This is a genomic window from Gaoshiqia sediminis (genome assembly GCF_025907915.1).
Lineage (GTDB): Bacteria > Bacteroidota > Bacteroidia > Bacteroidales > Prolixibacteraceae > Gaoshiqia > Gaoshiqia sediminis.
On record NZ_JAPAAF010000058.1, the window covers coordinates 1 to 13,558 of the forward strand.

General features: G+C 47.7%; 13 protein-coding genes. 4 read left to right on the forward strand and 9 right to left on the reverse strand.

All coding sequences use genetic code 11. The annotated features are described in order from the left end of the window. Nucleotides 1-226 precede the first annotated feature (226 nt). Together N2K84_RS19205 and N2K84_RS19210 are read left to right on the forward strand one after the other, a co-directional pair. Nucleotides 227-469: a GIY-YIG nuclease family protein gene (locus N2K84_RS19205; RefSeq protein WP_282593459.1), complete on the forward strand. Its 243-nt coding sequence runs from the start codon at nt 227-229 to the stop codon at nt 467-469. 178 nt (nt 470-647) lie between these two features. Beyond that, nucleotides 648-1,145, forward strand: coding sequence for an SPOR domain-containing protein (locus N2K84_RS19210; protein ID WP_282593460.1), 498 nt, complete (start codon nt 648-650; stop codon nt 1,143-1,145). An 82-nt stretch (nt 1,146-1,227) separates the two neighbouring features. On the opposite strand, the gene N2K84_RS19215 is transcribed toward N2K84_RS19210, so the two are convergent. The 4 genes from N2K84_RS19215 to N2K84_RS19230 all read right to left on the reverse strand — a co-directional run bounded on the left by N2K84_RS19215 (nt 1,228) and on the right by N2K84_RS19230 (nt 6,173). Further along, entirely contained in the window at nt 1,228-2,391 is a 1,164-nt protein-coding gene (locus tag N2K84_RS19215; protein ID WP_282593461.1) for a methionine aminotransferase, read from the reverse strand. 143 nt (nt 2,392-2,534) lie between these two features. Beyond that, nucleotides 2,535-3,260, reverse strand: a complete 726-nt coding sequence (recO, locus tag N2K84_RS19220; RefSeq protein ID WP_282593462.1) for a DNA repair protein RecO — start codon at nt 3,258-3,260, stop codon at nt 2,535-2,537. Between the two features lie 10 nt (nt 3,261-3,270). Beyond that, nucleotides 3,271-5,592, reverse strand: coding sequence for a type IX secretion system anionic LPS delivery protein PorZ (gene porZ / locus N2K84_RS19225; RefSeq protein WP_282593463.1), 2,322 nt, complete (start codon nt 5,590-5,592; stop codon nt 3,271-3,273). An 8-nt stretch (nt 5,593-5,600) separates the two neighbouring features. After that, nucleotides 5,601-6,173, reverse strand: a complete 573-nt coding sequence (locus N2K84_RS19230) for a non-canonical purine NTP diphosphatase (RefSeq protein WP_282593464.1) — start codon at nt 6,171-6,173, stop codon at nt 5,601-5,603. A gap of 63 nt (nt 6,174-6,236) precedes the next feature. Between N2K84_RS19230 and N2K84_RS19235 the strand changes: the two genes are divergently transcribed. Next, nucleotides 6,237-6,947 carry a DNA alkylation repair protein gene (locus tag N2K84_RS19235; protein WP_282593465.1) on the forward strand — a complete coding sequence of 237 codons (711 nt, stop codon included), beginning with the start codon at nt 6,237-6,239 and terminating at the stop codon, nt 6,945-6,947. 72 nt (nt 6,948-7,019) lie between these two features. Here the strand turns inward: N2K84_RS19235 and recN are convergent, their stop codons facing one another. The 5 genes from recN to N2K84_RS19260 are packed head-to-tail and all read right to left on the reverse strand — an operon-like array spanning nt 7,020 to nt 12,040. After that, nucleotides 7,020-8,672: a DNA repair protein RecN gene (gene recN / locus N2K84_RS19240; RefSeq protein ID WP_282593466.1), complete on the reverse strand. Its 1,653-nt coding sequence runs from the start codon at nt 8,670-8,672 to the stop codon at nt 7,020-7,022. Nucleotides 8,673-8,684: 12 nt separating this feature from the next. Continuing rightward, on the reverse strand, nt 8,685-9,608 hold the full coding sequence (gene porD, locus N2K84_RS19245; RefSeq protein ID WP_282593467.1) for a type IX secretion system protein PorD: 924 nt from the start codon (nt 9,606-9,608) through the stop codon (nt 8,685-8,687). A 49-nt stretch (nt 9,609-9,657) separates the two neighbouring features. Continuing rightward, nucleotides 9,658-10,866 (reverse strand): bifunctional phosphopantothenoylcysteine decarboxylase/phosphopantothenate--cysteine ligase CoaBC, encoded by a 1,209-nt coding sequence (gene coaBC, locus N2K84_RS19250; protein WP_282593468.1) that lies wholly within the window; start codon nt 10,864-10,866, stop codon nt 9,658-9,660. A 14-nt stretch (nt 10,867-10,880) separates the two neighbouring features. Beyond that, nucleotides 10,881-11,216 carry a DNA-directed RNA polymerase subunit omega gene (locus N2K84_RS19255; protein WP_282593469.1) on the reverse strand — a complete coding sequence of 112 codons (336 nt, stop codon included), beginning with the start codon at nt 11,214-11,216 and terminating at the stop codon, nt 10,881-10,883. Between the two features lie 8 nt (nt 11,217-11,224). Then, nucleotides 11,225-12,040 carry an outer membrane protein assembly factor BamD gene (locus tag N2K84_RS19260; RefSeq protein WP_282593470.1) on the reverse strand — a complete coding sequence of 272 codons (816 nt, stop codon included), beginning with the start codon at nt 12,038-12,040 and terminating at the stop codon, nt 11,225-11,227. A 116-nt stretch (nt 12,041-12,156) separates the two neighbouring features. On the opposite strand from N2K84_RS19260, the gene N2K84_RS19265 reads away from it, so the two are divergent. Continuing rightward, nucleotides 12,157-13,437 carry an aminotransferase class I/II-fold pyridoxal phosphate-dependent enzyme gene (locus N2K84_RS19265; RefSeq protein ID WP_282593471.1) on the forward strand — a complete coding sequence of 427 codons (1,281 nt, stop codon included), beginning with the start codon at nt 12,157-12,159 and terminating at the stop codon, nt 13,435-13,437. The last annotated feature ends 121 nt before the right edge of the window (nt 13,438-13,558 follow it).

The window sequence follows — 13,558 nt, forward strand, 5'->3', positions numbered from 1 at the left end:
CACCTTTAGGGGAGGTTTGGAGGGGTAAAATGAGGAATGGCTAACAATTTGCAAGCTCACAAAAACCAGAATCTACTTTTTGGACAGCCTCGGACAGATGGTAACAACCGTGAAGGGGCAGATTAACATCTTCTACATGAAAGAATAGCATTTTAATTCCTAAAAGCGATTTCCCTGCAACCTGTTGCCGGTTGAGAAATTGGTTTTCTTTTCCTACTTTTGCGCCATGTACTATTCATACGTTGTCTATAATCTCGAACATCACCGGTTTCATTACGGCGTTTGCGCCGACATCGCCAAAACCGAAGAGGCCCATAACGAAGGCCTGATTGAAGAAACCAAGGGGATTTCTCCCTGGAACATGGTTTTTCACGAAGCTCATCCCAGTAAACAACACGCTATCCGAAGGGTGATTTTTTACCGCACGGTTGGCGGACAACGTTTTTTGAAGAGGCAGCTTCATTACTAGAGGATAAAGTGATCGTGACCGGGCTGGAATCCTGCGCCACCTAGTTTATTTTCAGAGTTTAGTTGCCTGAGCACCAGATTTCAACAACGAATAGTTAATAACCAATTTTCAGCTACACAATAAGCTGATTCCCTTTTTCGTAGATTTGTATAGAGAAACCATTAAAAAATAAAGAGAAATGAGAAAACTTATCATTGGTGCATTTGCATTCAGCTTTTTGCTTTTTGGCTGTAAAACAACCCAAAAGCTCAGTAAGAATGATGCTGCCGAAACCGTGACACAGGAAGAACCACAAAGCAAAGTATTCTCGGTAACAGAACCCAAGCCTGGGGTACGCGAGAACCCTACATCGGATAAAATGTACGAACAGCCCTCGGCGCCGGTGCGTACGCAAACAGAAACGTTTACCTTTGCCCAAAAAGAAGATGCCTCGAAATATGAAGGCGGAAGCTTTTTTGTCATCATCGGAAGTTTCAGCTCCATTGACAATGCCAACCGCTACAAGCAAGAGTTGATCCCTCAAGGTTTCAACCCGATTGTGTTGCACAGCGAAACAGGCTACTACCGGGTATGTGTAAACTCGTACACCAACGAAGGTGAAGCCAGAACCCGGGTCAACCAAATCCGCAGCAATTTCCCAAAATATGCTGACACCTGGTTGCTGATCAAAAAATAATCTTTCTGTGAAGAAGAAATAAAAAGCTGGTTGCTTGTCTTGAAAAAAAGAACAGCAACCAGCTTTTTTTGTATGAAAATTTCTACAGATCGCCCAAAACCATGGAAGGCACCTGCAACAAGCGTTCGGCAGCCTGTTCCAGCTTACTGTTTTCCTTGGCAAAACACACACGAATGTAACGAGCTTTTGTTTTTTCGTGGTAAAAAGCCGAAATGGGCAGCGTGGCAATGCCAAAGTCTCGAGCCAGCCGATCAGCAAATACGGCATCCGGCTCATCCGATATTTTCGAATAGTCAATCAACTGAAAATAACCACCCTGCGCTGGCAAAACCGTGTACAGGCTATTTTCGAGCAAGCGATTGAAGTAGCTGCGCTTTCCCTGGTAAAGTTCTGAAACGTCTTCGAAAGAGTAGTTTCGGGGCAAATAGTCGGCCAAGGCATATTGCAGGGGCGTATTCACGTTATAAATCTGAATCTGCTGCACCTTCCGGAATTCAGCCATCAGTTTTTCCGGTGCCAGGCAATACGAAATACCCCATCCATTGATATTGTACAACGGGCCAAACGACGAGATGATGAAGCTCCGCTCAATCAGCTTTGGAAAACGGGCAATGCTCTGGTGCTTCTGGTTATCAAAAATGATCGATTCAAAAATTTCATCGCTCAGGATGGTTATATTCGTCCCGTTGGTGAGGCGCTGGAGCTGCTGCATATCGTTTTCGGACAACACACTTCCTGATGGGTTGTGGGGCGAATTCAGGATGATCATCCGTGTTTTAGTGGAAATCATCTTTCTCAACTCTTCCCAGTCAATCTTAAAGCCCGGTGTTTTCAGCTGCACATAAACCGGTTTTCCACCGTTCAGAATGATGGAAGGCACAAACGACTCGAAGGCCGGCTCGAAAACAATCACCTCATCATCATCCTTCACAACCGTACTGATGGCTGTATGAATGGCCTGAATTGTACCGGCAGTGATGGTGACTTCAGTTTTCGGATCAAATTCGTGTCCGTAATGTTCTTTTACCCGTACCGAAATTTCGCTTCTCAGTTTGAAAATCCCTTCCAACGGGGCATAATTATTATTGCCCGCCTTGATGTAACTTGCTGCAAGCTCCGTCAATTCCTCCGGACAAGGAAAATCGATTCTACCGATAGCCATATCAAGGGCGCCGGTTTCTTCAATCAGACTGCTTACGGCAGAAAAAATGCTCCGGGTAGTATTCGGAAGTTTTGATTGTACCATGAATGTTTATGAGTTGACAATTTACGGAATTGCCGGATTCGTCAGTTAATACCTGCAAAATTACACAATAAAATGAAACAGCCGGAATACCTTCAGTCACAAAAGCTAACTTTCAGACAGGTCTTTTCTGACGCCGCTGAAAATCAATCCAATACTTCTTTCAACACAGCCAATGATTTGATTTCACCCGTGAGGTCGAGATGAATTTTATAATACTCCAACAACTTGGATAACAGCACTGTCCGGTGCCTGTTTCGAAACGTTAGCTTCCCTATTTCGGAAAGGTCGCATTGAAAAAGTTCTTCAAATTTTTGGGTGGTTTCCACGTCCATAAACTGGTTGTGAGGAGGTTCGTGCTGGCGAAAGGATGACGACACGAGATCGAAATACCGGGATCCACCCGGCTCCGGGCTTTGTGGTGCCACTCCCAGGTAGCGGGTGAGCTTGAACAGGAAAGCAATCAGAAAATTGGCGGTGCCCTCCTGGTTCAGGTCCAGCAAACAAGCCGCATGAAACAGGAATTCAAACAATTCCGGGTTCGTCTCTTCCTCCTTCAGACATTTCATCAGCACCTCGGCTATAAACATCGCCTGCGAGCTTTTCAGGATATCAAAAGGCAAATGATCAAACGGAACCTCCAGCCGGGCGCTTTTCATCCGTTGCAGGTTGCGCCCGGTTTTGTGGTACACTTCCAGATCGAGCAAAAACAACGGCTGAAATAAATTGATCCTCAGAGCCGATTTTTTCGAACGGGCTCCATTGACCAGATACGATTGCTGACCGAATTTTTCGGTATAAACACGTGCAATGATAGCCGAATCGGAATAATGGATGTAGTGCAGAAAGATGCCCTTTGTTTTTTCAATCACAACGCCAGATTTAATGGATGAACAGAATCTTGGTAACGAATGTTTGTTCGCCGTAACGATCGTTGCCAAAAACCAGGTAAACGCCGGTGCTTACCCGGTTTCCGCGGAAGTTTTTACCATCCCAGGCAGCTTGTCCCCCCAACGAAGTGGTTTGATACACCAGGTTTCCGCTGATGTCGGTAATTTTCACTTGCGTATCTTCCATCAATCCGGTAATTACCACATCTCCGTCATAATCCTCACGGACGGGATTAGGATAGGCAAAGACTGCATCATAGCCCGAACTGCCGGCAGTTGCCTCGCCCATGTATGAAATCAGCCCTTCCACCGTGCCAATAAACACTTCTCCCGTCTGATCATTAATGGCCAGGCTGGTAATTTCGTCGGCCAGCAGCGGACTGTTGCCCGTGTTAAAATGGCTTATTTCCTGCTGCCCGTCTTCCGAAACCAGGTAAAGGCCAGAGTTTTTGGTCCCCACCCATTTCCGGTTGGCACCGTCAACTGCAATAGCCGTCACCGTTTGAGTGGAGAGCAAGGGATGGTACAGTCCGTCGCCCAGATCGAGGCCAGGCTGCGAGGCATAATAAGTGCTTTGCTCCCAGATTTCACCGGGCTGAGAATAAACAGCCACCCCGGCTGAAGTGCCCAGCCAGACCGCCCCGTCGCGATCCACAGCAGCAGCATAGATATCGTTCATCGATGTAAAAACCTCTTCGCTACCATTGTTGAAATAGGCCACCACCGACAAACGCCGGAAATCCGATCCGTCAGCTTTTCGAACGGCCAGCCCTTCTCCTTGCGGAATTACAATCCACTGATCATCGGTGGGGGTCATCACCAGCTGTCCGACGTTTTTATTAGACTGAATCCCGGGAAGGGCAAACGATTCCCATTCGCCGTTACTTTTCAGCACAGAAAGTGGCTTTTCTACGGCTGAGTTAACCACCCACAGATTTCCGTCCGAGTCGAAGTCCAGGTCGCTGATACGCACATACGGTTCGTTTGGCTGATTGGGCAAGGCCGTTTGCAGCGTGCTGTTGAAATTGTGGTAACGCGCCACGAATTTGCCATCTCGAAATTCGGCCACACCCCCGCCCCACGAACCGGAAAACACCTGATCGGGCGATGCCGGATTGGCTGCCACGCAGACCACATCGTGAAAATGCCCCCATGCGGGGTCGGTTTGATTGTTGAAAGCTTGCCAGTTTCCATTCCTGTATAACTGAAATTGCGCTCCGTAGAACAGATTGTTCCACACCAGGTTGCGTCCGCCGGATGCCAGCCACAAGTCGGCGCCATTCACCGACAACGCAAAAACATGGTTGTCGGCAGGCCCGTGCGGAACAATCCAGCTGAAATTGCCCCCCGTTTTGCGAATAAGTGCATAATGCTGGTCGGCCATCCAAAGATCGCCCTGCCCATCCACCACGGCACTGTTAGCATGGATGCTGTTCACGGTGAAAGATGCCAGCGGGTAGCTGTCCACCTGGTCGGCCAGCGTGCCGTCGTCCCGGTACACAGCGACTTTTTCGCCGGTGCTAATCGTCAGAAAACCAGAAGATGCCTGTACGTCCGTTATCCGCTCCAGGCCGGGGAGATAGCTATTCCAAACACCATTGGTGAATCGGTACAATTCGTCCCGGCCAACATCACCGCCATCGAAACCGGCAATCAGGCTGCCAGCGAAATATTCCAGTTGGTCGAACGGACCGTCAGCATTCGGGATGGATTCGTCCCTTTCCCAAAAACGAAAGTCCTGCAAATTTGCAGCGCTGACAGGCGCCTTAAAAATACCCTTTTCGGTAGCGGCATACAGGAATTGCCCGTCAAAGGCCATGTCCGTCACCTTCATCGCAGCGCCGTTTTCGCCAATGTAGTAGGTATCTTTTATTTCACGTTTTTCAAGATTTACAGCTACGATGCCAAAGCCGCAGGACAAATAGGCCGTTTGTCCAACAAACAGGATGTTATAAATGGTTTTGTCGGCCGGCAACAGCTTTCGCTTGATATCCGACAAGTTAAAGATTTCCCTGCCAATAATCAGGTCGAGGTTACTGTTTTTATAAGCTACCAACACCACTTCAGCCTCATCTCCGTATCCCACCCGGTTCACGCCCACGTCAGACAAACCGTTTATGCCGGTGAGCTTTTGCAGACTGTTGTCGGTTGTATCCACGGTAAACAAGCCGCCTGTGGTAACACAATACACCTTGTTGCTGGCCACAACCACCTGCTGTGCCGACGAGTACGACGAATAATCCGTCCACTCGCCTACCGGAAAAGCGATAACAGAGCAAGTTAACACCCAAGCCAACAACAGGATCCGTTTCATAAAAGCGTTTATCGGTTTAAAAAAGCCACCAGCTTTTGCACGGCCCGTGCCCGGTGACTGATTTGATTTTTAGTGGTCAAATCCATTTCAGCAAAAGATTGTGCATAGCCATCCGGCTGAAAAATAGGGTCGTACCCAAAGCCTTCACTCCCACTCCGTTCGTTCAGGATGCGCCCTTCCACGGTGCCATCCATCAAGGTTTTCTGTCCGTCGATCACCACAGCAATGACTGTCCGGAAACGTGCCTGGCGGTTTTCCGTTCCGTCCAACAGGCGAAGTACTTTTTCCATGTTGGCCTCCGCGCTTTTTTCCTCACCCGCATACCGGGCCGAATACACGCCCGGCTCACCATTCAGCGCATCAATTTCCAAGCCCGTGTCATCGGCAAAACAATTGTATCCGTATTTTTCATACACGTACATCGCCTTTTGCAGCGCATTTTCTTCCAGGGTCGGACTGGTTTCGGGAATGTCTTCCCCGCAGCCAATATCCTGCAGACTCAGCAGTTGGGTATGTTCACCCAGAATATGCTTTATTTCTTTCAGTTTATGTTGATTGTTAGTGGCAAATACAAGTTTCATGGATTGGCATTCTTAGGTAATGTTTTTTACTTTTGAAGAAGCCAAATTTACAAAAACAAACCAATGAGCCACGACCAAATGATCAACGAAATGATTGCAGGGCTGAGAAATGCCTCAACAACGGAACGAAAAGCCATGGCGATGGCCAACTTCCCTACTCGTCTGGAGATGCTGGGTACGCGTGCCCCCGACCTGAAAGCTATTGCCAAAAACTGGCGCAACAAACTACCCGAACTGAGCCCTGAACAGTGGACAGAGCTTTGCCTAGAATTAAGCAAACAACCGATTTTTGAAAGCCAACAGCTGGCTTACGAATTACTTTGGACCAACAAGAAAGCCTTGAAAAACCTAACGGCCGGGCAGGTGGTGGAACTTGGCCAAACGCTTGACAACTGGGCCTCGGTGGATAGCTACAGCACCATGATTGCCGGCTGGCACTGGCGCGAGGGAACCTTGGGCGATGAGCAAATACAACAATGGATGGCAAGTGAAGATCGCTGGATGCGGCGCACCGCATTGGTTTGTACCGTTCCCCTGAATTTACGGGCAAAAGGCGGCACCGGCGACACACGGCGCACCCTGATGGTGTGCGAGCAGTTGATTGACGACCGTGATGACATGGTAATTAAAGCTTTATCGTGGGCACTGCGCGAACTGTCCAAATCAGACAGGCAGGCTGTCGTTGATTTTATGGCAAAGCACGTGAACCTAATTCACACCCGTGTCCGCCGCGAAGTGACTACCAAACTCACAACCGGTAAAAAGAACGGCTGACTCAAAGTTGCCTGCTATCTTGAAGTTGAATCCGGCAACAGCCCAATAGATGAGATTTGTAAATACCAGCAATCAGTTCAGCAACTCGCGGGCTGTTTTTCGGGTGGTGTCTGAAGCTTTTTCGCCGCCAAGCATCTGGGCCAGCTCTTCCACCCGCTCGTCGTCGTTCAGTTGACGAATGGAGGTAAAGGTTTGTTCTTCATCATCGTACTTAAACACTTTGAAATGATGCTGCCCCTTTCCGGCGATTTGCGGCAGGTGCGTAATATTTATCACCTGCATATTGGAAGACATTTCGCGCAGGATGATACCCATTTTTACGGCCACCTCACCCGAAATACCCGTATCAATTTCATCGAAAACGATGGTCGGCAACGATTTGCTGTCGGTAATCAAGGTTTTCAAGGCCAGCATCACGCGCGAAATTTCACCTCCCGAGGCAATTTTTGAGATCTCCTGCGCACCGGCACTTTTGTTGGCCGAGAAGAGGAATCGCACTTCATCCAAACCATTTGGCCCGGCCTCTTGAAGCGGTACAAACTGAAGCTGAAACACCGCATTCAACATGCCCAGCTTTTGCAACACACTTTCGACGGTAGCAGCCATCTTTCCAGCTACTGCCTGCCGCCGCTCACTGATTTGTTTGGCTTGGTCGATCACTTGCGCCGAGAGTTTCGCCACTTGCAGGTGAGCCTCCTCAATGTCACCGTCAAATGAAGCGATTTGATGAATTTTCTGTTCAAATTCGTTTCTCAACTCGATCAGTTCATTTACAGAACCTACACGAAACTTTTGCTGAAGCGAATAAATCAGGTCCAACCGTTCGGATACCAGCTGGATCCGATCCGGATCGTGCTCCGTTTTTTCAGCGATGGAGGAACATTCAACTGTCAGGTCCTTCAATTCGAGGTAGCACGATTCGAGCCGTTCCCGGATTTGCCGGGCATCAGGCATATAAGCCGACAGTTTGGCCAACTGGTTCAGGTGCTCCTTCAACCGGAGCAATACGCCGGCTTCTTCGCTCTCCAAATCGTCGGTCAGCTGGCCAAATGTCAGTTTAATTTCTTCGGCATGTTCCAGCGTCGCTTGCTCTGCCTCCAGTTCCTCCTGTTCGTTTTCTTTCAATCGGGCTTCCTCCAGCTGTTGAAACTGAAACTGAAAATAATCCAGGTCTGCTTTGGCTTTCCCGGCTTCCTCCTCCAAACGGGACAGGTGTCTTTTCTGCGTTCCCAGTGCCTGGAAAAGTTGACCGTATGTCTGCAACAAACCCGAATTTTCGGCCACCAAATCCACGAGGTTTAGCTGAAACGAACGGTTCCCCAATTCCAGGTTCTGGTGTTGCGAATGAATATCGATGAGCCGGATGGCCAGGTCCTGCAAAACTTTCAGAGTAACCGGCGTGTCGTTGATAAATGCCCGCGACTTGCCGGCAGGAGTAATTTCGCGCCGCAGGATGGTCGGCTCCTCGTAATCAAGTTCCTGTTCCTGAAAAAACGCTTCGAGCTGGTAGTCTTTAATATTGAAGGTGCCTTCAACGGTACACTTGCGGTCCTTCTCTCGCAACACGCCCAGATCGGCACGCTGCCCCAAAATCAGGCCAAGCGCACCCAGGATAATGGACTTCCCGGCCCCGGTTTCGCCGGTGATAATATTGAAGCCACGATGAAACGTGATTTCCAGCTCGTCAATTAACGCGTAGTTTGAAACTTGTAACGATTGCAGCACAACAAATCCGATTTAGGGGGTCTGTAAATTGAATGTATTATCCGTCTTGATCTTTTCGTATTTTGAGCCGTTGGAAGGGTCCACCTCGTTCAGGATAGCCAGTATCCGGTTTTTTTCGTCGGGATACGAACCCGAAAACACATTGACCATCTCATCGGCTTTGGCATCGAAGAATATTTGTAAAATATACAACGACGGCCTCATGCGAAACACCCGCTGAATTAACTTAAGTGATTCGGCCATTTCCATCCGGCCCTCTTCTACCCGGTCACTCATCTGGTCAAGCCCCATCCGGTGATACCGATAGATACATTGCCGAAACGGGGCATACGAACGGTTGAGCAGGTTCTCCACCAGCCAGTAGCGGTTACGTTCACTCTCGAAAGCTTTCCATCCCGGTTCGCGGGCGTTTTGCGAGTTGTTCACTAATTGCTGGGCTTTCTGAAAATACTCCGTTCCACCTTCCGGCGAAAACGAATCGTAATCCATGCCTATTAATATGTAAGCATAATAAGCCATCAGGCTGGTCAGGTTATTCTGATTGGATGTTTCGTTGAATTCGAGCGGTTGAAACTCCACATACCGCGCCTGAAAATCTTTGTCCCGGATATTGAGCAAGGTGGTTTCGTAGGACGAATTGAACACGGGCCGGCGCAACTGCACAGTCATCGAGCCTTTAAATTCATCCGACGAAATTTGCTCGTCCAGTTGAATGAAGATATTGCATTCGATGCGTTCCTCCATCGAATATACATGGTCCGTCCACTTCCGGTTGTTCATGAACTCGTACAAATCGGCTTGCATGGTACGGAAAATGTTACGGTTGGCCCCCTGTATTTTAGTGGACGAAATGCTGATGTTGCAACGAAGTTCCTGCGCCCTCCCCAACAAGCCAAAGGCAAAAAAAGCAATGAAAATGATGCCGATTTTTTTCATGATATTTCAGCTCCCGATGAAGTAAAAGTAAAAAATATATCCGGAAGTCCTACTTTCCAGCCAACACAGCAGCCAGCTTTTCCACAATATCGCAGGCAACTTCCGATTTCTTTTTTAACTCAAATTCTTCCGCTTTATTGCCATCCGAAAGAATGGTAATTTTATTGGTGTCAACACCAAAACCGGCGCCTTTGTCCTGCAACGAATTCAACACAATAAAATCGAGGTTCTTCTTCTTCATTTTGGCAGCTGCGTTTGCCAGTTCGTCCTGGGTTTCCAGCGCAAAACCGACCAGAATCTGACGGTCTGTCTTCAATTTACCGAGCGTGGCGGCAATATCATCGGTAGCTTCCAATTCAATCGACATATCGTCGCGGGTACGTTTTATTTTCTGATCAGCGGGATGTTTTGGTCGGTAATCGGCCACAGCTGCACACATGATGGCACCATCGGCGTTCGGGAAGACCTGCTCACAAGCAACCTTCATCTGCAAAGCCGATTCCACATCCACACGGACAATATTTTTATGTGTTGTTTGTAAACTCACCGGTCCGCAGACCAAAGTTACCTTCGCACCCTCGTCTGCCAGCGCTTCCGACAGGGCAAACCCCATCTTCCCGGAAGAATAGTTTCCGATAAAACGTACCGGATCAATCTTCTCGTAAGTAGGTCCTGCTGTAACCAGGAAATGTTTATTCAGAAGTTTTTTTTTTGCGTTGAAAAAGGCAACTACCTCTTCAACTATTTGCTCCGGCTCCTGCATCCGGCCTTTGCCGTGCAGGCCGCTGGCCAGCTCCCCTTCGCCGGGTTCGAGGATAATGTTGCCGAACGATTTCAGCATTTCCATGTTACGGAGCGTGGACGGATGGCGAAACATATCCAGGTCCATGGCAGGTGCGATCATCACGGGGCACTTGGCCGACATGTAGGTCGTGACCAGTAAGTTATCTGCCACACCACCAACCATTTTGCCCATCGTTGCTGCCGTGATTGGTGCAATCAGCATCAAGTCGGCCCATTGCCCCATATCCACATGCGAATGCCAGGTGCCATCGTTGGCCGCAAAAAATTCGGATGCCACGGGCCTGTTCGAGAGGGCGCTCATGGTTACGGGAGTGATAAACTCTTTGGCGGCAGGGGTCATCACCACCTGCACTTCAGCCCCTTCTTTCACCAGTAACCTTAAAAGATAAGCTGCCTTGTAGGCAGCTATACTTCCGGTCACACCTAAAATGATATGTTTTCCGTCAAGCCTCATAAAGGCTACTATTTTTATAATCCTTTGCGGTTTTCTTTGGCCGGATTACGGTGATAAATCTGTTTTTGTTTGAGTTCTTCGTAAGCGATCAGCGTTGGTTTTGGCAAACGCTCGTAGTATTTCGAAATTTCGATTTGCTCACGGTTTTCAAAAACCTCCTCCAAATTGTCGGAATAGGAAGCAAACTCCTGCAACTTCTGGTTCAGTTCTTCTTTCATTTCCGAAGAAATCTGATTGGAACGTTTGGCAAGAATCATCACGGTTTCGTAAACGTTTCCGGTCTGTTCTTCCAAATCAAACAAATCTCTTGGAACAGTGGTGCTTTCTGCTTTGATTTTTTTAAAATCCATATTCTTAATTAATTAACTTCTTCGTTATAATGCAATAATTTGGCCGTGGTTTCATAAAATTTGTCGGCCTCTTTGCGGTACCCGCTTTCGGGATATTCATCGACAAAGGTAAAATATTCATCCAATGCCTCGCTCAGACGTTGATCTTTTTTTTCCTCCACACTCCTGATAGCCAACAAATATTTCGCCCGGAGCAACATAAACATGAGTTCTTCGCGGTATTTGGTATCGGGAAAATCTTTCAACGAATTGGTCAAGGCAATAACGGCAGCCTTGTAGTTATCGAGATCGTAATACAGTTTTCCGGTCAGGAAGGATTTGTACACCAGTTTGTCGCGCAACTCAATAATCAGGCGGTTAGCCTCTTCTACGCGGTCGCTCGACGGATACAGGTTGATGTACAATTGCAGGGCATCGATAGCCTTCTGGCTCACCTGCTGGTCCAGGCGAGGCTTGGGTGAATCCAGGTAATAACAATGGCCAATCATAAATTGAGCCTCCTCTACATACTCACTTTTCGGGAATTCACGAACCAATGTACGAAACCAATGCCCGGCCATCAGATAGTCCTTCATTCCAAAAAAACTTTTTGAATAATAGTAGTAGATTTTGTCGGCCCGGCTGGTGCCCCGGTAAATGTTGACCAACTCTTTCAGCAAGGTGGACGAACGCACAAACTCGCCCTCTTCGTAATACTCCAGTGCTTTTTTGTATTTGAATTCGTAGTCTGTACTTTTAACAATCTTGTTAAAGTTGCTGCAAGCTGTTGTCAACACCAGTAACAACAGGGCAAAGGTCCCAATTTTAGCTATTTTTACCAACATGGCGCAAAGATACATTTTTATTAAAATTTCGAGGGCAAATTAAGTAAGAAAAGTCATTCTGAAACTTGGTTTAATATAATTTAACAAATTTGCAGACTTCTCAAAAAGAATTACATTTGCACAGTTTAATTTTAAAGCAAAGAGAAGTGGATATTTTTGAAAAGTTTACATCTAACAAAGGAAATATCGGCCAGTATATGAAGCAGGCACATGGCTATTTTGCTTTCCCGAAATTGGAAGGTGAAATTGGTGCCCGCATGAAGTTCAGGGGAAAAGAAGTATTAACCTGGAGTTTAAACAATTACATCGGGTTGGCAAACCACCCTGAAGTTCGCAAAGCGGATGCCCAGGCTGCTGCCGACTGGGGGCTGGCTTACCCGATGGGTGCACGCATGATGTCCGGTCAAACAGATTATCATGAGGCTTTGGAGCGCGATCTGGCTGCTTTCGTAAATAAAGAAGATGCTTTCCTGCTCAATTTTGGGTACCAGGGAATGGTTTCCATTATTGATGCTATTTGTGGCCGCAACGACGTGATCGTTTACGATAGCGAAGCACATGCCTGCATTTTAGACGGTGTTCGTCTGCACATGGGCAAGCGCTTTGTTTTTCCGCACAACGATATCACGAACCTGAGAAAACAACTGGAGCGTGCCACCAAGTTAGCCGAAAAACAAGGCGGCGGCATTTTGGTGATTACCGAAGGCGTGTTCGGTATGTCGGGCGACCTGGGCAAACTAGATGAGATTGCTGCCCTGAAAAAAGAATTCAGCTTCCGCTTATTGGTTGACGATGCCCACGGTTTTGGTACCATGGGAGCAACCGGCGCCGGTTCGCCAGAACACTTCGGTGTTCAGGATGAAGTTGACATTTTATTCTGCACGTTTGCCAAATCAATGGCATCTATCGGTGCATTTGTGGCCAGTAGCCGCGATGTTTGCAACTACCTGCGCTACAATATGCGTTCGCAAACATTCGCCAAATCATTGCCAATGCCATTGGTAATTGGCGCTCAGAAACGTTTGGAATTATTGAAAAACAGTCCTGAATTGCGCGAAAAACTGTGGACCATTGTTAACGCCTTGCAAGGTGGGTTGAAAGCTGCCGGTTTTGACCTTGGCCGCACCAATACACCTGTAACTCCGGTTTACATGAAGGGTGGCGTGGTTGAAGCGACCAACGTGGTGGTTGACCTGCGCGAGAACTACGGCATTTTCTGCTCAGTGGTTGTTTATCCGGTCATCCCGAAAGGTGAGATCATCCTTCGTTTGATCCCGACAGCAACTCACAGCCTGCAAGATGTTGAATACACCATCAAAGCTTTCTCGGAAGTACGCGAAAAATTGGCCAATGGCGAATACGGCGGAACCGAAGTAAAACAGATGGGTGCTCTATAGTCAGAAGATCATTTCAATCAGAGATAAAAAAGAGGCTGTCTCAAAAGAGTTCAGCCTCTTTTTTTATTTTGGGTTTTCAAGTCAAAAATCAGCGAAGGGCATCACATTTTTCAATTTTTAC

What these genes read in the sequence shown, in the direction of transcription:
- N2K84_RS19205 (WP_282593459.1), top strand. Translation starts at nt 227, where the DNA reads ATGTACTATTCATACGTTGTCTATAATCTCGAACATCACCGGTTTCAT.
- N2K84_RS19210 (WP_282593460.1), top strand. Translation starts at nt 648, where the DNA reads ATGAGAAAACTTATCATTGGTGCATTTGCATTCAGCTTTTTGCTTTTT.
- N2K84_RS19215 (WP_282593461.1), bottom strand. Translation starts at nt 2,391, where the DNA reads ATGGTACAATCAAAACTTCCGAATACTACCCGGAGCATTTTTTCTGCC.
- porZ (WP_282593463.1), bottom strand. Translation starts at nt 5,592, where the DNA reads ATGAAACGGATCCTGTTGTTGGCTTGGGTGTTAACTTGCTCTGTTATC.
- N2K84_RS19230 (WP_282593464.1), bottom strand. Translation starts at nt 6,173, where the DNA reads ATGAAACTTGTATTTGCCACTAACAATCAACATAAACTGAAAGAAATA.
- N2K84_RS19235 (WP_282593465.1), top strand. Translation starts at nt 6,237, where the DNA reads ATGAGCCACGACCAAATGATCAACGAAATGATTGCAGGGCTGAGAAAT.
- porD (WP_282593467.1), bottom strand. Translation starts at nt 9,608, where the DNA reads ATGAAAAAAATCGGCATCATTTTCATTGCTTTTTTTGCCTTTGGCTTG.
- coaBC (WP_282593468.1), bottom strand. Translation starts at nt 10,866, where the DNA reads ATGAGGCTTGACGGAAAACATATCATTTTAGGTGTGACCGGAAGTATA.
- N2K84_RS19255 (WP_282593469.1), bottom strand. Translation starts at nt 11,216, where the DNA reads ATGGATTTTAAAAAAATCAAAGCAGAAAGCACCACTGTTCCAAGAGAT.
- N2K84_RS19260 (WP_282593470.1), bottom strand. Translation starts at nt 12,040, where the DNA reads ATGTTGGTAAAAATAGCTAAAATTGGGACCTTTGCCCTGTTGTTACTG.